We start from the raw sequence: 17,916 nt of genomic DNA, 5'->3' as shown, positions 1-17,916 counted from the left end.
GTCCGGGGTGAAGAGAACGGCAGGAGTGGGCGGTGGTCCGCGGGACCGGCCGAAGACGGGTGGGACGGTGCGGCCGGTGGCTCAGAAGGCCTTACGGAAGCGCGCGTACGCTTTGTCCGGGTCCGCCATGAAGGTCCACGGCCACTCGGTGATCACACCGTCCAGCTCGCGGAAGACGTTGGAAGCCGTGCTGCTGCCCGCCAGCGAGAGGGCCATGGCGAACATGTTGTAGTCGCCCTGCCAGCCCAGACGGCGCTCGTAGGCGTGGTGCAGGATGCTGCGCTCCGCGGCCTCTCTCAACTCGGCGCGGATCTGCGGCTGCTGGAGGCAGTCGCGCTCGTCGGACTCCACCCAGTCCTCGATGTGCGCCATGGCGACGACACAGCCGAGCGGGTGTCCGTCGGGTGCGGCGGCGAAGGCCTTCCGGGCGAACTCCAGGGCCTGGCCCCGCTCTCCGCCCCAGCGCGGCTGGAGGTGGGACACCCACTCCAGATGGATGTCCGGGTTCAGCGGATCACGGCGCAGACCCGCCGCGAGCCGGGCGTCCTGGACGCTGTCGTCGACGGACATGCCGCGTCCCGAGGTGAGCAGATGACGCCAGGGCGTGACCCAGTCGGGCCGCAGCTCTGCGGCCTCGAGCAGGTGCTCCTCGGCGATGCGCAGCCGCTCGTAGAAGGTCTGCCACTGGTCCCGGCTGACGTCCACGGCACGGGCGGAGGTGCGCGCCTCCCAGCCCCAGGAGACATGGCGCGCACCCGATATCAGCAGTGCGGTCGCCCGGAGTTCCTTGTCGTCCTTGTCCTCCTCGGCGGCCCGGACGGCCCACTCCTCCACGCCGTCCACATCGGTGAGCTGCCCCAGGATCGCCTGCTCCCGGCCGAGGTCGAAGGGGGCCAGCGCCGCCTTGACGGCCCCCCAGTCCCCCGCGTCGGCCGCCTCCATCAGAGCGAGCACACGCGCGTCCCCGAGCGCGCGCAGCCTGTACGTGCCGTTCTTCTGTCTGCGCGGGACGGGAAGGGCGTGCGGATCCGCCCCCGGTCTCTCCGCACCCCTCCCGAACAGCTTGCCGAACATGCCGCGCCCTCCCCTGGTCCCGCGTGATCGTCCGGAGCAGCATAGACCGCACCACTGACACCGCTTCCACAGGGTTTTCACCGGTACTTCACGAGGCCGGTGCACCGCACGGAGGGCGATCGCGTCATGGACCCGCGAGCGACGCCGGCACACTCATGACCTGGTGAAGACCTTGTCCTCGGTATCGCCGGTGGAGCACAGTTTCTTCTCGTCGGTCGTCATCTTGCGGGACTTGACCACGACCGCGCTGTGTTTGCCGTCCGTGCCGTTCGGGGCGGGGCCGGTGACCACGTCGGGGACGAACCAGTAGTAGTGGTCCCACTTGGGGTCGTCGTAATGGGTCTGCCAGGTGCCGGATATGCGCTGCATCACCTGGGCGCGGGAGATCCAGCCGACTTCTCCCGGCTTCACGTTCACGGTGAAGGAACTCGTCTCCGTGTGGGAGCTCTGCCAGGTGTAGTTGTACGTCGCGGTGACGCTTGCCGTGATGATGCCCTCGATTCCGCCGCCCACGGTGACCGAGCCTCCCACCGAGTGGGAGGAACCGACGGTGTCGGCCCAGGACATCGACTGGGAGGCGGGCGAGTCGGTGCAGTTGAAGAGCAGTTCGGACACCTGGCGCGGCTCACCCAGGTAGGCCTTGCCGAGTTCCGGGGAGTTGAAGGAGCACTTGCCCTCTCCGGAAGCGCAGTCGGCCATGATCTGTTCCGCGGTGGGCTGTTCCTCGGCCGCGGCGGGCACGGCCGCCGTCGCGATCACCCCGAGGGCCGTCGCGGTCAAGGCCATGGTGCGGCCGCTGTACCGCAGGGTGCGATTCATCGTCATTTCGTTGGTGCCTCTCACCATCGCATGGGGGACAGTGACCAGACCCCTCCTGTGACGGGAGGGGCCTGCAGTCACCGCGTGGTGTCAATGAGGCTCACGTAAACCGCAGTTCATCTACACCAAGGAACAGTAAAGTTGTATTTGATTTTCAGAATTGCTGAACCGTCAACTTCGCTGTCAGTTGAACGGGTCGAGGGTGAGATAGGCCTGGCGCGGATTGCCGTCGTGGACGAGTGACTCGTGGTGGCCCACGTCGTCGAAGGCGAACGCGTAGGCCTTGCCGTCGACCGTCTGCGCGTGGATCTTGCGGGCGTAGTGGTTGGTGACGCCGTCCTTGTAGAAGGCGTCGGCGCCGGAGTCCGGCTGGTTGGGGTTGACCAGCAGCGTGGAGCGGTTGAAGCCGGCGCACAGGGTGCGTGAGATCGGACCGCGGACCAGGTCGTTCGGCGCGTCCAGTTTCCGGTGGCAGCCGAAGACCGAGGAGGCGTCCGGCTTCTCGAAGCGGGTGACGGTGGCACCGGCGCTGTTGGTGAAGTTCATGACGCCGCCGGAGACCCGGCCGTAGTATTTGGTGCCGGGCTGGTCGGCGAACGGCGTGACCGTCAGGGTCGAGGTGGAGTACTTCTGCCAGACGCGGTTGATGTAGTCGTCCATGACGCCGGCCGGCAGCGCGCCGGTCTCCAGTCCGTACAGCGGCGACAGGGCGCGCAGGACGGTGCCGTCGGAGCGGGTCTGGATCAGGTTGGCCCAGCCTCCGGGCTGTCCCCTGAGGGCGCTGAAGAAGCCGTTGTATCCGCCGGGCTTGAGCCGGCCGGTGCTCGCGGTGCTGCCGTCGGCTCGCTGCACTCCCACCGCGTAGGGCGCGGAGAACATGTCGACCTGTGTGCTGTTGATCCACAGGCCCGAGTCGTTGAGGGTGTACTCCGACCAGTTGAAGAGGATGTTGCGGTTGGGGTCGGTCGGGTTCTGCACGGCGGGCTGGACCAGGCCGCCGGTGGTCAGCTTGAACACCAACTTCTGGCCGTAGGAGAAGTACACGCGGCCGGAGAACTTCGGCATCCGGACCGTCGTCGACTGCCCCGCGGCCGGGCCCGGGATCGACGCGTCGGGGGCGGGGGTCGGCGGGTTGCCGCCGGCCGGCCAGGGGTGGAAGGTGCCGTTCGCGTCGGCCCAGCCCTGCCGTCCGGTCGACAGCTCCGTGCCGAGGTTGTAGATGTACACCTGCTCGCCACGGGCCGAGTTGTTGGTGATCTTCAGGGGGATCGTCGCCGGGACTGCGGCCTGGGCCGGAGCGGCGGCCCCGGTGGCGAGCAGTGAGCCGCCGAGGAGCGCCGCGAGGGACAGTCCGACGGCCGTGGCCCGGCGTCTGAGGGTCCGTAACATGCTCATTCTCCGTTCGGGCAGGGGACCGATGCGGGAAGCTTTGAGAGCGCTCTCAGAGCGTGGCGTGTTGGTACGGACCTGTCAATGAGTCGGGACGCACGGGTCTGGCGCGCGTGGTCGACGGGGTGGTCCGTGCCGCCGCCCCGAGGGGCGGCGGCACGGACCGGGGTCAGTCCCCGAGCGCGCTGCCGGTCTCGTCGCGCAGGAGGGCGACGTAGTCCCGGGTCCAGCCCTCGATCGTGGTGCGGTCCCAGAGGTCGGCCGAGTACTCGACGAAGCCCTGGAGCCGGTCCCCGGCCGGGACGAGGCCGAAGGTGAGTTCCGTGCGGGACGCGGCGGGAGCGAGATCCTCGATGGCCGTGGTCAGGCCGGGCAGTTCGATCTCGGCGTCCAGGGAGCTCTGGTAGGCGAAGCCGACGTCCAGCCGGTCCGGCACGGCCACGCCCGTGTGTTCCTGCAGCGCGGGGGCGATCAGACGTACCGGCATGGCCCGGTCCATGCACTCCACCGCCGTGCGGGCGATACGGTCCGTCAGGCCGGTGAAGGAACCCGCCGCTCCGTCGTGCACGGGCAGCGCGAAGCCGGTGATCGTGCAGGCCAGCAGGGATTCGAACGCGCGGCGTTCACGGTTGGCGTAGGAGATGTTGAACACGACGTCGCTCTGCCCGGACGTGCGCGCGAGCAGCCGGCCCAGGGCCGCCGCCGTGACCACGAAGGGCGTGGTGCCCCGCTGTCGCGCCAGACGTTCGACGGCGTTCCGCACCTCGGCCGGCACGGTGAACATCACGGCACCGCCCCGGCCGCTCGGCTTCTCGGGCCGGGGCCGGTCCAGGGGCAGGTCGACGCTGAACGGCACTCCGTCGAGTTCGCGCAGCCAGAACCGCAGGTTGCGTTCATCGGCGGCCTTGTCCGCCTGACCCTGCTGCCAGTGGGCGTACTCCGCCGGCTGGCACTCCACGGGAGGCAGGGCGTGGGGTTCGCCCCGTACGGCGGCGCCGTAGAGCGCGGCCAGTTCCTTCAGCAGCAGGCTGACGGACCAGCCGTCGCAGGCGGAGTGGTGCAGGACGAGGAGCAGGACCCAGGTGCTCTCCCCGGTGCGCAGGAGACGTACGGCCATCGGCGCGTCGTGGGCGGGGTCGATCGGTGTCTCGGTGGCCTCCGTGCTCGCCCGGTCCAGGGCCGGCTGCCGCTCCCCTGCGGGGCGGGCGGTGAGGTCCTCGACCGGCAGCTCCACCGCGCCGGGCCGGAGCACGTGCTGCTCCCAGCCGTCGCCGCTCGGGACCAGACGGGTCCGCAGTCCCTCGTGCCGCTCGACGAGACCGGTCAGCGCTGTGCGCAGGGCAGCCGCGTCCAGGTCTCCGGAGAGGGTGATGCGCAGGGCGACGTTGAAGACCTGGGGCAGGAGGTGTTCGGCGTGCACCTTGGCGAAACGGGACTGCTGGGCGGAGGCGGGTGCGCGGCGTACCACCGGGCCGGGGCCTGCGTCGGACGAGCCGGGCCCTTCGTCGGACGAGCCGGTTCTTTCGTCGGACCCGGATCCCGAGGCTGACGGCATCTCGCCGATGTCCAGGGTCAGTTGGGCCGTCATGGCCCGCAGGGTCGGCTCCTGGTAGAAGTTCAGCATCGGGTAGTCGGTGCCGAACTCCTCCCGGACCTGGTTGACCAGCCGCATCGCGGTGATGGAGTGGCCGCCCAGGTCGAAGAACGAGGCGTCGGCCGCGATGCCGTCCGCGTCGATGCCGAACTCGTCCGCCCACAGCTGCCGTACGCGCCGTTCGACGTCCGTGCGGTGACCGGCCTCCGGGGTATCGCCGAGGGTGGTGACCGGCCTGGAGGCCGGGGCCGTGGTGACGAGGTCGGGCGCCAGCAGCGCGGAACGGTCCAGCTTGCCGTTGCCCGTCAGGGGAAGGTCCGGCAGGACCCGCCAGGCACGCGGTACCAGGTACTCCGGCAGCCGGTCCGCCAGTTCCTCTGCCACGAGGTCGGCGAACGCCTGCCGGTCGTCGGCTTCCGTGCCGATCGGGTCGGCGGGGACGGCGTAGGCCGCGAGGTAGGCATCGCCGCGGTCGTTGCGTCGGGCCAGCACGGCCGCCTCGCGCACTCCGTCCAGGGCGTTGAGCACGCGGGAGACCTCCTCCGGCTCGACCCGGAAGCCCCGGATCTTCACCTGGTCGTCGGCCCGGCCGCAGAACTCCAGCGTCCCGTCAGCCCTGAAGCGGACCACGTCGCCGGTGCGGTAGCGGCGGGCGTCGGGGCCGCCGAGCGGGTCCGGCAGGAAGCGCTCCTCGGTGAGTTCGGCGCGGTGCAGATAGCCGAGGGCCACGCCGGGGCCGCCGACGTACAACTCCCCCGCCGTGCCGACGGGCACCGGGGTGCCGGACGCGTCGAGGACGCTCAGCGTCACGTTGTCGACCGGGCGCCCGAGCGCGATCGCGGCGGTGGGGTCCTCGTCCTGTGCGGGCACGGTGTGCGTGGTGCACAGCACGGTGACCTCGGTGGGCCCGTACACGTTCACCGTCTCGTACGGCGCCTCCGGGCGCGGCCGGGTGCGCAGCACATCGCCGCCGAGCAGCAGGTGCCGCAGGGGCGGCTGGTCGGCCGGGGGCAGGCGGAGCACTTGCTCGCCGAGGGCGGTGGGCAGGATGGAGAAGGTGATGCCCTGCTCGGCGTACCAACGGGCCAGGGACCGCGGGTCCCTGCGCAGTTCCTCGTCGGCGATGACGACCGACGCTCCCGCGGTCAGCGCCGGCCAGATCTCCAGGAGCGAGGCGTCGAAGCTCTGGCTGCACACGACGGCACTGCGATCGGCCGGGGTGAAGGCGAAGCGGCGGTGCTGCCACGCGCAGAGGTCGACGACGCCGCGGTGGGCCACCACGACGCCCTTGGGGGTGCCGGTGCTGCCCGAGGTGTAGAGGACGCAGCACGGGGACCGGTCGTCGGGGGCGGACGGAGCTATGCCTTGGCCGCGTTGTGCGGTCGCGTCCGGCGGCACGACGGTCACGTGCCCGGGGAGCTTCAGGGCCGACGCTTCCTCGCGCGTCGACACCAGCGTCCGGGCCCCACACTCGGCGATGATCTGCTCGGCGCGTGCCCGGCCGAGGGAGGGGTCGAGCGGGACGTAGGCGCGGCCCGTCTTCAGGACGGCGAGCATGGCGACGACGAGGTCGACGGAGCGCGGCAGCCAGAGGGCCACCGTCCCCGCCTCGTCGGCGCCCGTCGAGTGCCGCGCCTGCAGGGCGGAGGCCAACTGCTGGGCGCGGTCGTCCAGTTCACGGTAGGTGAGCCGGGAGTCGCCGCTGATCACCGCCGTGCTGTTCGGCTGCGCGGCTGCCTGCCGGGCGAAGAGGGCGTGGACGGTGGTGTCCGCGGGCGGGCGGGAGGGGCCGTGCTGCCAGGACCGCGGTACGGGGTCGCCCTCGGCCGCTGTGGCGACGGCGGTGACGGCGAGCCGTGACAGCGGTGCCCCGGGGGTGTCGACCGCGGCCGTGAGCAGGTCCTGGAAGGTGGCGAAGAACCGGTCGACGGTGTGCTGGTCGAACAGGTCGGTGTTGTACTCCAGATGGCAGCGGATGCCGTGCGGCTGGTCGGTGAAGTAGACGGTGAGGTCGGTGAGGGACTTGTCGGGGCCGGCGTCCAGCGGGGTCGCCTCGACGCCGGGCAGGTCGAAGCGGAACGGTTCGGCGCGCTGGAACTCGGCGAAGGCCTGGAACACCGGCGTCCGGTCGACCGCCCTGGTCGGGGCGAGTTCGCGCACCACCGTCTCGAAGGGCACCCGCGCGTGGTCGTACGCGTCCAGGGCGACCGTGCGCACGCGCTCCAGCAGTGTGGAGAACGCGGGGTCTCCGGAGAGGTCGAGGCGCAGCGCGAGGGTGTTCACGAAGAAGCCGAGCAGGTGCTCGGCCCGCTCGGGGCGGTCCGAGATCGGGGTGCCGACGACGAGGTCCGTCTGGCCGGTGATCCGGTGCAGCATCGTCGCGTATCCGGCGAGCAGGGTCATGAACAGGGTGCTGCGGCTCGTGCGGCTCAACTCGCGCAGGTGGCCGGAGAGTTCCGGGTCGAGGGTGCGGAAGACGGCCCGGCCGTTGGAGGTCATCGTCGCGGGGCGCGGCCGGTCGGTGGGCAGGGCGAGGACGGGCAGCTCGCCGCCGAGGGTGCGGCGCCAGTAGGCCAGGTCCTCCTCGGCCTCGGGGCTGTTCGCGGACGCCGCCAGTTCCCGGGCGTGGTCGGCGTAGCTCCAGGTCAGGGCCGGGAGGTCAGGGGTGGTGGACTCGCGTGCGGCCCGGTAGAGGGCGGACAGGTCGCGGGCGAGAACGGTGGCGGAGGCCGCGTCGACCACGATGTGGTGCAGGGACAGCACGAGGACGTGCTCCGCCTCGGCGAGCCTGACCAGGCGGGTGACGAACAGCGGGCCGTCCGCCAGGTCGAAGCGGCGTGCGCTCTCGGCCGACAGGATCTGCCGCAGGGTGCTCTGAGGACTGCCGGTGGCGTCCACGAGCTCGAAGTCGGGCTCGGCGGAGGCCCGTACCATCTGCCGGGGCTCGCCGCCGCTCTCCCGGAAGACCGTGCGCAGGCCCTCGTGGCGGGCGACGAGACCGCGCAGCGCCGTACGCAGGGCGGGGACGTCGAGGCGGCCGTCGAGGCGGATCGCCTTGATCTCGTTGTACGCGGTGCGGCCCGGGAGCAGGCGCTCCAGGAACCAGATGCGTTCCTGGCCGGGCGACAAGGGTGCGTCGGCGAGGGTGGGTTCGGTGGCTGAAGAGGGGGCCGGGGTGTCCGGCGCCGGGTCGGGTGCGGCGGTCGACCGACCGTACGCGCGGCGCAGGGCGTCCAGGCGCGGCAGACCCCCGCGCAGCGCGTCCTCCGTGACGCCGAAGTCGACGAGGGCGACGATCTCGTCGGCGCCGGACTCGGTCACCGCGTCCACCACCGGCCGTACGGTGTCCGCCGTGCCGATCAGGGCGCGCTGGTCGCAGTAGCGGCCGTAGGCGCGGCGGAACACGGCGTCCAGGTCGTCCTCGCTGAGTTCGGCCAGGTCGATGCTGTGCCCGAGGCTGTTGGTGACGCCGCTGAACACGGACAGGGACGCGCGCATATAGCGGGACAGCGGTTCGTACGCCTCGGTCCGCGCGGTGTCGTGATCGTCCGCGAGGTAGGTGTGCAGCAGGACGGCCACTCGCCCGGCGTCGGGGTCCAGGCCGTGTGCGGCCCGGGTGCGGCGGTAGAGGGCGATGTTGTCCCGGAGCTGTTCGACGGTCTGGGTCATCAGGTTGGTGACGATGCCCAGGTCGTGGCGGGCGGCGAGTTCGTACGAGGCGGGGTTGCCGACCACCGCGGTGTACAGGGGCGGGGCGTCCTGTACCGGCCGGGGGAAGAGCCGTACCTCGGCCTCGCCGTCCCCGCTGGTCCGGCGCAGGGCATCCCCGCGCCAGAACTTCCGTACCTCTTCGAGCTGTTCGTACATCAGCTCTCTGTGCCGGCCGAAGCGGTCGGGGAAGAAGACGAAGTCGTTGGCGCTCCAGCCGCTGGCGACACCGATGCCGACGCGGCCGCCGGAGAGGTTGTCGACCATCGACCACTCCTCGGCGACCCGGATGGGGTCGTGGAGGGGCAGGACGACGGAGCCCGCGTTGAGCCGGATGCGTTCGGTCTCGCGGGACAGCGCGGCGGCGAGCACCGCCGGGTTGGGGAAGAGGCCGCCGAAGGAGTGGAAGTGCCGCTCGGGCATCCACAGCGAGTGGAAGCCGTGCCGGTCGGCGAACCGGGCGACGTCCATGAGGAGTTCGTACTGACCCTGGCGGGGTGCGGAGATGTCCTGCGGGTAGTCGCCGAAGAAGTAGACGCTGAAGTCGGGCGTGCGTGGGGCTACTTCTTTCGCGGGTGCCGTGCGAGGTGCGGTGACCGCGGCGGTGTTCCAGGCCATGGAGGCGACGGGGGCGGGAGCGGGTGCGGGAGTGGCCGGTGCCGGTTTCGGGGGTTCCGTCTTCGGCGGTGTCGTCCTCGGCGCCGTGGGCCGGGTTCCCGGGAAGAAGCCCGCCGACCGCAGTTCGCGCAGCGAATCCCGTACGGCGTCGGCGATGAACTCGATGTCGCCGTCCGAGTGGGCGGTGGACAGGAAGAAGTTGCGCCACTCCCAGACGTGCACACCGCGCAGCATCAGGTGGTGGTAGAGCAGCTCCATGTCGGCGCGGTGTTCGAAGCGGAACTGGGAGCCGAAGTGGCTCATCCGCAGCGGGTACTCCTCGGCCTCGAAGAAGCCGTTCAGTGTCGCGGCCAGTTCGGCGGTACGCGCGTTGAGCCGCTCCTGGAGGTGCGGGCTGTTCTCCTTGAGGTGGGTCAGGACGGCGCGGGCGGCGACCATCGACACCGGGTGCTGGATGTACGTACCGCCGAAGAAGGTGGTGTCGGCGGGCGGGTAGCTGTCGTCGCCGTAGGACCAGTGGCCGCCGTCGACGCCGTCCATGATGTCGGCGCGGCCCGCGATGGCGCCGATGGGGAAGCCGCCGCCGAGGAGCTTGCCGTAGGTGGCGAGGTCCGGGGTCACGCCGTACAGCTCCTGCGCGCCGCGCGGGGCGGGGCGGAAGCCGGTGAGCATCTCGTCGAAGAGCAGCACGATGCCGTGGCGGCGGGTCAGCTCCCTGAGGCGGCGCACGAACTCGACGGGCTGGAGCTCGGGGTGCCGGCTCTGCACCGGCTCCACGACGACCGCGGCGATGTCGCCGGCGTTCCGGGCGATCGCCTCCAGGGCGGCCTCGCTGCCGTAGTCGAGGACCATCAGGTCGGAGACGGCGGCCTGCGGGATGCCCCGGGAGACGGGCACGGTGATCTGGCCGGTGGCGCTGTGCGAGGACCGGCCGAGGACGTTGTCGGCGTGGCCGTGGTAGGCGCCCAGGAACGAGACGATCTTGTCGCGGCCGGTGGCGGCGCGGGCGAGGCGGATGGCCGCCGAGTTCGCCTCCGTGCCGGAGTTGGCGAAGGCCACCCGCTCCAGTCCGGTGAGACCGGCGAGGAGTTCCGCCGCCTCGCCGGTCTCGATGGTGCGGGGGCCGAGCTGGATACCACGGGACAGGTGCTCGCGCACGGCCTCGGAGACGAAGTCGGGCTCGTGGCCGAAGAGCAGGACGCCGAAGCCCATCGTGATGTCGACGTACTCGTTGCCGTCGACGTCCTCGAGCCGTGCCCCGCTCGCCCGGCGGCCGGCGATGGGGTACAGCATCTCCTTCGTGGCGCTGCGGAAGCCGACGACGGCGCGGCTGTCGGCCAGGACACGGCGGTAGCGCTGGGCGATCCGCTTGGACGTCGGCGTCTTGGCGGTGTAGCGGCGAACCAGGTCGGTCAGGTGCTCCTGCTGGGTGTGCGGCGAGACGTCCTGGACCATGCCGGAGGATTTCGCGACCGTCACGCGGGGTCCGTGGACCCGAGGCGACTGTTGCGGGGCTTCCGGAGTGGGGGCTTCGCCCATCTGCTCGGCGATGCGCCGCGACAGTTCGGTCATCGCCGCCAGGTCCTGGTCCAGCGCCGCGGAGATGCCGTTCAGCCCGGTCACTTGGCCACCTTGCCGTTGAGCCGGTCCGGCACCGAGGCGGTCTGGAGGGCGAGGAGCTGGGAGAGCTGGGACATCATCTGCAGCTGTATCTGGGACATCTGCTGGATCTTGTGGGCGAGGTCCTCCAGTTCCTCGCGGGTCGCGTACTCGGGTGCGGAGGGAGCGGGGGGCGTGGGGGCGGGAGGCGTGGGAGCGGGAGCGGGCTCCGGAGTCGGTGCCGGTGCTACGGGAGTGGGTGCCGGTGCCGGTGCCACAGGCTGCGTCGGTTCGGCCCTCTGGACCGGGGACTCGGTCGGTGATGTCCCGGTCGCGTCTTCCGGCATGCGGGCGACGATGAACTCCGCCAGCCGGCGCGGCGTGCCCGTCTCCTCGAGCAGCTGTCTCATCGTCACCTTGACGTGATGGGCCTGCTCCAGCTCCCGCAGCACGCTGATCATCTGCAGCGAGTCGGCGCCGAGGTCGAAGAAGTTCGCGTCGCCGACGATCGCCGACGGTTCCGCTCCGAGGTGCCGGGCGGTGGCCTCGACGATGCTCTGGAGTACCCGTGCGACCGCTGCTTCTTGCTGCACCACTTCGGTTCCCTTTCTCGCTGCTGTTCTCGTACTCAGGGGCGTCGAGCGTTGCCCCGTCCAGTGGTCCTTGTGCTGGAATCGGTATCCGGGAAGCGGGACGCGTCGGCCGCCGCTGCCCGCCAGGAGGGCGTCCCAGCCGACGTCCGCTCCGGCGCAGTGCAGTCCCGCCGCCGCACCCCACAGGGCGCCGAGTCCGGTGCCGCGCCGCAGGGACGGCAGCGCCGGTACGTCGGGCAGGGCCCGGCGGGCCAGACCGCTGAGGGTGGTGTGCGGCCCGATCTCGAGCAGGACACCGGGCGACTCGGTGCCGATGCCGCGCAACGCCTCGTCGTAGCGGACGGGTTCGCGGGTATGGCGGAGGAAGTAGTCCGTATCGGGCGTCCAGCCGGGCGGGCGGGTCGCGCCGTCCAGGGCGCTGACGAAGGGGACGCGCACCGGCCGGAGGTCCACGTCGTCGAGGACCTTCTCGAACTCGGCCAGCATCGGTTCCATCAAGGCGGTGTGGAAGGCGCGGTTCACCGGCAGCCGCTGCCCCGGTGTGCCGCGTTCGTCCAGCAGCGCGTACGCCCGCTCGACGGCGGCGACGGGTCCGGCGAGCACCTGGGTCCGTTCGCCGTTGGTCACGGCCGGCTCCAGTCCGGGGATCTCGGCGGCCAGGGCGAGGGCGGCGGCCCGGTCGATGGGCGCCGCGACCATCGCGCCGGGTGTGCAGCGCTGCTGCATCAGCCGGCCTCGTTCGGTGGTGAGGCGCAGCCCGTCCTCCAGGGACAGGGCTCCGGCCGCGTACAGCGCGGCGTACTCCCCGACGCTGTGGCCGGTCACGGCGTACGGTTCGACGCCCGCGTCGCGCCACAGCCGGACGAGGGCGCACTGCAGGGCGAACAGCGCGGGCTGCGCGGTGTCCGTGTCCCCGAGCGGCCCCTCCCCCGGTGCGTCCGCCGGGTCCGGCGTGCGCAGTGCGTGGAGCAGGGAGTCGCCGGTGAGGTCGCGGTAGTGCCGCTCGCAGGTGTCGAGCACGTCGCGTACCGCCGGGTAACGCGCGTAGAGGGCGTCGGCCATTCCGGGGTATTGGCTGCCCTGACCGGTGAACTGGAACGCCACGCGCGGGGTGCCCTGCCCGGATGCCGTCCCCGTGGTGACCGCCGCCGGGGCGGTGCCGGCGAGCCAGGTGTCGAGGGCGTCGGCCAGGGCTGTCGGGGTGGTGCCTCGGACCGCGAGGCGGTGACGGCCGTGGGCGCGGCCGAGGGCGGCGGTGGTGACGAGGTCCGCGAGGTGCGGTGCGGGCGGCTGGCGTAACCGGTCGCGGAAGGCGCGGGCGTTGTCCGCGAGGGCCTCCCGGCTGCTCCCCGAGACCAGCAGCACGTCCGGGGGCGTGGCGTCGCCGGTCCTGGGCGCCGGGTCGGGGGCCTGTTCCAGGATCAGATGGACGTTGGTGCCGCCCACGCCGAGTGAGGTGAGGCCCGCGCGCCGGGGTACGTCGCTCTCCGGCCAGGGCCGGGCGGCCCGGGGAACGTAGAAGGGGCTGTGGTCGAAGTCGATGAGGGGGTTGGGTTCGCTGAAGTTCGCCATCGGCGGGATGACGCCGTGGCGCAGGACCAGCAGGGCCTTGACGAGGCCGGCCAGTCCGGAGGCGGCGTCGAGGTGGCCGATGTTGGCCTTGGTCGAGCCGAGGGCGCAGTAGCCTTCGCGGTCGGTGTCCTCGCGGTAGGCGCTGGTCGCGCCGTCGAACTCGATCGGGTCGCCCTTGAGTGTGCCGGTGCCGTGGGTCTCCAGGTAGCCGATGGTGTCGGCGCCGACCCCGGCGCGTCGCAGGGCCTGACGGACGGCCGCGCGCTGGCCCCGGGCACTCGGGGCGGTGAACGCCTTCTTGTCGGCACCGTCGTTGCTGATGCCCCAGCCTCGGACGACGCCGTGAATGGTGTCGCCGTCGGCTTCCGCACGCGCCAGCCGCTTCAGGACCACGGCCAGGACGCCCGTGCCTCCCACGGTGCCGTCGGCGCCGGCGTCGAAGGCCCGCAGGCGGCCGGTACGGGACAGGATCGAGCCCTTGACGTAGCGGTAGCCCAGGACCTGCGGTACGTGGACGGCGGTGGCGCCGACGAGGGCGATGTCGCAGTCCCCCATGATCAGTGACTGCGCGGCCGACTGCACGCCGACCAGGGAACTGGAGCAGCCCGTCTGGACGTTGACGGCGGGGCCGGTCAGGCCCAGCCGGTAGGCGACCCGGGTGGCGGTGAAGTCGGCGTAGTTGCCGACGGTGACCTGCATGCCCGAGGTCCAGTCGGGCACCGGCCCGCTGGGCAGGACGTTGTTGAGCAGGTAGTTCTGCATCGTGTAGAGGTGGTAACCGGTGCTGGCCCAGACGCCGACGCGGGTGCCGTCCCGTTCGCCCGGGTAGCCGGCGTTCTCCAGGGCGTGCTGGGCGCATTCGAGGAACATGCGGTGCTGCGGGTCGGTGAGCTGGGCCTCGCGGGGGCTCATCGCGAAGTGCTGGGCGTCGAAGCCGGCGATGTCGTCGAGGAGCCCGGAGGCGCCGACGAAGTCCTCCGCCTCGTACTCCTCGGCGGGCACACCGGCGGCGGCGAGTTCCTCGTCGGTGAAGCGGGTGATGCGGTCGGTGCCGTCGTGGATGATCCGCCAGAAGTCCTCGGGCGTGTCGGCGCCGGGCAGCCGGAAGGCCATGCCGATGACGGCCATTCGCGGGTCGGGCTCGCTGGTGCTCATCAGCCGCGTCCCTCCGTCACCGTCGGCTGGTCACGGCCGGCCGGTTCCTCCGCGGGCGGGTCGGGTTCCATTCTGCCCCGGCGCAGCAGCCAGCCGAGCAGGATCAGGCACAGGACGATCGCGAGGCCGTGGAAGGCGCCCACCACCTGCAGTGGCGAGAAGGCCTCCAGGAGCGCGCCGCTGACGAGCATGCCGAGCCCGAACCCGAAGTTCTCCACCGAGGCGGTGAGCCCGAAGAGGCGGCCGCGCTGCTCGTCGGGGGCGGTCTGCAGCCTCGACACGTAGACGATCTCGGTGAATCCGTCGGCGGCTCCGGCGACGAGCGCGGCGATGACGGCGGGCACGGTCGGCAGTCCGCTGAAGACCACGATGAAGCCTGCCGACATCACTACGGCGCCGAGCGCGAAGGCCCGCTCCCCCGGTGTCCGTCCGGACTTCTTGGTGACCCGGCCGATGACCTGTTGGGCGACGATGTTGCCGATGGCCCAGGTGGCCCAGAACTGGCTGATGAACGTGGCCGGATGGTCGGGGTCCAGGCCGCTGGAGTAGATGGGCAGGGCGACGTTGTGGGAAGAGGAGCCCAGCCCGTCGACGGCCCGGATGGCGACCATCGCCATGAGGACCGGTGCGGTGCCCAGCAGCATCCGGGCCGTCCAGCGCGCGGCACCGGAGTCCTTCGCCGAGCCGGGGCCCGTGGCGGCCGGGGCCGACCGGGTGCGGACGGGCAGCAGGAAGAGCATGGTCGCGGAGACCAGGAAGGTCGCGGCGTCCAGCGCGAACGCCGCGGAGTAGCCGAATTTCGCCACGATCACGCCCGATGAGGCGAAGCCGGCGATCATGGCGAGCGAACGCCCCGTCACGAGCAGCCCGTTGGCCCGGACGCGGTGCTCAGCGCCGACGATCTCGGGGATGCTGCTGCGCAGGGCCACCTGGGAGAGCGTCGAGCAGCCGCCCGTGACCACGGCCAGGACGTACAGGAGCCCGGGGCGTATCCCGTCGGGGGCGAGCAGCAGCGACAGCAGGGCCACGGCCTGGCACAGGTCGGCGCCGACCATCAGGCGCTTGCGGTCGTAGGCCGAGACGAGCCGGCCGCTGACCCAGCCCGACACGACACTGGTCGCCAGGCGTACGGCCATGAAGAGGCCGGCGGCCAGCGCGCTGCCGGTGGCGTCGTAGACGAAGACGTTCAGCGCCACCATGTTCAGGTAACTGCCGTACGCCGAGATGCCGTTGCCCAGAACGAGCAGACGGAAGTACCTCATGCACCTTCCTCAGGTCTGCATCAAGGGGTGTGAAGGGTGTGAGACCGGGAGCGCCTGGCCCGCCCGCTCAGCGGCGGTGCGGGATCCAGGCGGACGGAAGGGGCCGGTGAGGTCGCCCGTCGTACGGCGTTGTCATGCCCCGCTGCCGGCCCAGCACAGAACCATTCCCCCCAATAGGCCACCGGATGGCGGCCATTGAGTCGTCACCCAAGCAGATCCGGACAGGCGTGTTCAAGACTCGGAAGTGGTCCAGACGACTTCCGGTCCGACTTTGGCGATTTCGGAGCGTTCTGGAGCGGAGCGGCTATTCCGGTCGTCCGCTCCGCGTGAGGTGCCGTTCAGCGTCTCAGGTCCGCGTTGTTCGCTGCCGTGATGACGCGGTCGCGTTCGGCGCGGGTGAGCAGGTTTTCGGACAGCCAGCGGTCCGCGAGGGTGCGTACGGCGCGTACGAACTGGGCGGAGGCCGGGAAGGGGGCCTGTTGCCACAGGACGTCGAGGAAGGTCTGGCCGTCGGGGCGGGCGCGGTTGGGGACGCCCGAGTCGGCCGCGCCGAACACGATGACGGGTTCGGCGCGCTTGAAGTAGGCGTGGTAGGGGGCGTCGTTGCCCAGGTGGAAGGGGGCGAGGGTGAGGTTGTGGGTGGTGAAGTGCAGGGGGCGGGAGGCGGGTTTGATCGCGTCGACCAGGTCGCCGCGGAGCGTGAAGTCCTTGTAGAAGGAGAAGGCGCGGAACTGCTGCTCCGGGCTCTGGGCCGTCAGGAGGAGCGGGCCGTGGAAGAGTGCTTGGACGGTCCGGTCGTCCAGGGCTCGTTCGATGTGCAGCCGGTAGGGCGTCGAGACGCGGATGCGGTCGCCTCGGCTCCAGTCCCTGTCCAGGGTGAGGTAGGTGCCGGGCGCGGCCTTCGCCCGGTGCGGGGTTCCGTTGACCGTGACCGTGACGCCTGTCGTGGCCCAGGACGGGATGCGCAGTTTGACGGCGAGTCGGCCACCGCCCTCGCGGAAGGTCAGGGTGCGGACGCCCTCGGCCGGGTAGTCGCTCGTCTGCTCGATGACGAGGCCGCGCTCCGGCCAGCGCAGGGTGGAGGCCAGGTACAGGTTGACGTACAGGGTGTCGCCGTCGGCGGAGCGGAAGTAGACCGAGTCCTGGTATTTGGTGTGGTTCTCCATGCCGGTGCCGCCGCAGCAGGTGCCGGTGTTGCCGAATCCGCGTCGTACGCCCGGGCCCATGCCCACGAAGTAGGTGACCTCGGGGCTGTCGGTGCTGGGGGTGTCCCGGCGGGAGGCGAGGATGTGGTTGGTCAGGCCCCGCTCGTAGTAGTCCATGTAGGCGGGGTCCGGCTCGTGGAAGTAGAGCTGCCGGCTCAGTTTGAGCATGTTGTACGTGGCGCAGGTCTCGGCGTTCTTGTCGTCGAGGGTCGCCGCGATGGCGCCGCGGGCGCGGAACATCTCGCCCTGGCCGGTGCCGCCCAGGGCGTAGGTGCGGGAGCTCTGGACCATGCCCCAGAAGTTGCGGGCCGCGGCGGCGTAGGTCTCCTCGCCGGTGTGGTCGAACAGGCGGAGGTAGCCGGTGAACTGCGGGATGTGCTGGTTGGCGTGCTTGCCTTCCAGGACGTCCCGGTTCTCCGCGCAGGCGTTGAGCAGTGTGGTGTTGTCGAAGCAGCGGGCGGCGGCGAGGTGTTCCGGCCGTCCGGTGAGGGCGTACAGGTCCGTCATGACCTCGTTCATGCCGCCGTACTCACCGGCGATGTAGATCGACCACATGCGCTCCAGCTGCGCCTTCGGCAGCCGGCCCAGACGGCTGTGCACCCAGTCGCCCATCTTCGCGGCGATGGTCAGCGCCTGCTGGTGGCCGGCCAGGGTGTGCGCGTCCAGGAGCCCGCGCATGATCTTGTGGCAGGTGTAGTACGGCGCCCAGATGGTGGGGTAGGTCGTGTAGCTCTCCAGGAGGATGAACTGCGTCTCCGGGTAGGCGGCCAGGTAGCCGGGGTGGCTCGGTTTCGGGTCGCCGCGTTCGGCGAGGGCCTGCTGGCACTCGCCGAGGGCCGTGACCAGGTAGTCGAGCTTGGACTTGAGAGCGGCCTCGCGGGTGTCGGCGTACGCCTGCGCGATGAGGGTGAGGAAGTGGCCGCCGTAGTGGCCGCGCAGGTTTCCGTCGGCGGTCTCCCAGCCGCCCGGGGGCCGTGCGCCGAGCGTGTCCAGTCCGGCGTTGGCGCGGAAGACGGCCAGGATGCGGTCGGCCGGGTAGGCGCGGGCGTAGTCGAGCATCAGGTCGCGCTTGGCCTTGAAGACGCCCCCGCCGAGGGTGACCTGGTCCAGGCCGAAGGGCCGAACCGCCCAGGTCGGCTGGGCGGGCAGCGCTCTCCCCGCGACGACAGCTGCCTCGGCTGCCTCGGTTGTGGGCCCGGCGGGTGCGGCTTGGGCCGGTGGGCCGGAGGCGATGAGCGGGGTCGCTGTGGCCGCGGCGCCGGCGGTCAGGCTCAGCACGCGGCGGCGGGTGGGTGGCTGGGACATGGCGCACTCCGATCGTCGTCGAT

The 17,916-nt window shown here is 71.2% G+C and carries 7 protein-coding genes; all 7 read right to left on the bottom strand.

Annotation, left to right across the window (positions count from 1 at the left end; translation table 11 throughout):
• Positions 1-81: 81 nt before the first annotated feature.
• The 7 genes from KJK29_RS38520 to KJK29_RS38490 all read right to left on the bottom strand — a co-directional run bounded on the left by KJK29_RS38520 (position 82) and on the right by KJK29_RS38490 (position 17,893).
• Complete coding sequence (locus tag KJK29_RS38520; protein WP_215124062.1) at positions 82-1,074, bottom strand: tetratricopeptide repeat protein; 993 nt, start codon at positions 1,072-1,074, stop codon at positions 82-84.
• A 153-nt stretch (positions 1,075-1,227) separates the two neighbouring features.
• Positions 1,228-1,893, bottom strand: a complete 666-nt coding sequence (locus KJK29_RS38515) for a hypothetical protein (protein WP_251058055.1) — start codon at positions 1,891-1,893, stop codon at positions 1,228-1,230.
• Between the two features lie 183 nt (positions 1,894-2,076).
• On the bottom strand, positions 2,077-3,282 hold the full coding sequence (locus tag KJK29_RS38510) for a glycoside hydrolase family 64 protein (RefSeq protein ID WP_215124060.1): 1,206 nt from the start codon (positions 3,280-3,282) through the stop codon (positions 2,077-2,079).
• A 169-nt stretch (positions 3,283-3,451) separates the two neighbouring features.
• On the bottom strand, positions 3,452-10,825 hold the full coding sequence (locus tag KJK29_RS38505; protein WP_251058054.1) for a MupA/Atu3671 family FMN-dependent luciferase-like monooxygenase: 7,374 nt from the start codon (positions 10,823-10,825) through the stop codon (positions 3,452-3,454).
• Positions 10,822-14,121 carry a type I polyketide synthase gene (locus tag KJK29_RS38500; protein WP_215124059.1) on the bottom strand — a complete coding sequence of 1,100 codons (3,300 nt, stop codon included), beginning with the start codon at positions 14,119-14,121 and terminating at the stop codon, positions 10,822-10,824. The genes KJK29_RS38505 and KJK29_RS38500 overlap by 4 nt, the downstream gene beginning before the upstream one ends.
• Positions 14,121-15,383 (bottom strand): MFS transporter, encoded by a 1,263-nt coding sequence (locus tag KJK29_RS38495; RefSeq protein ID WP_215124058.1) that lies wholly within the window; start codon positions 15,381-15,383, stop codon positions 14,121-14,123. The genes KJK29_RS38500 and KJK29_RS38495 overlap by 1 nt, the downstream gene beginning before the upstream one ends.
• Positions 15,384-15,721: 338 nt before the next feature.
• Entirely contained in the window at positions 15,722-17,893 is a 2,172-nt protein-coding gene (locus KJK29_RS38490; protein WP_215124057.1) for a glycoside hydrolase family 127 protein, read from the bottom strand.
• Positions 17,894-17,916: the final 23 nt, after the last annotated feature.

Origin of the sequence: Streptomyces koelreuteriae (genome assembly GCF_018604545.1) — a bacterium.
Taxonomy (GTDB): Bacteria; Actinomycetota; Actinomycetes; order Streptomycetales; family Streptomycetaceae; genus Streptomyces; species Streptomyces koelreuteriae.
Note: the sequence above shows the minus strand (reverse complement) of the source record. Positions and strands in the feature narration are given on the sequence as shown.

Bases quoted from the DNA above. Each gene is read 5' to 3' on its own strand.
- KJK29_RS38520 (WP_215124062.1), bottom strand. From the start codon at position 1,074: ATGTTCGGCAAGCTGTTCGGGAGGGGTGCGGAGAGACCGGGGGCGGAT.
- KJK29_RS38515 (WP_251058055.1), bottom strand. From the start codon at position 1,893: ATGAATCGCACCCTGCGGTACAGCGGCCGCACCATGGCCTTGACCGCG.
- KJK29_RS38510 (WP_215124060.1), bottom strand. From the start codon at position 3,282: ATGTTACGGACCCTCAGACGCCGGGCCACGGCCGTCGGACTGTCCCTC.
- KJK29_RS38500 (WP_215124059.1), bottom strand. From the start codon at position 14,121: ATGAGCACCAGCGAGCCCGACCCGCGAATGGCCGTCATCGGCATGGCC.
- KJK29_RS38495 (WP_215124058.1), bottom strand. From the start codon at position 15,383: ATGAGGTACTTCCGTCTGCTCGTTCTGGGCAACGGCATCTCGGCGTAC.
- KJK29_RS38490 (WP_215124057.1), bottom strand. From the start codon at position 17,893: ATGTCCCAGCCACCCACCCGCCGCCGCGTGCTGAGCCTGACCGCCGGC.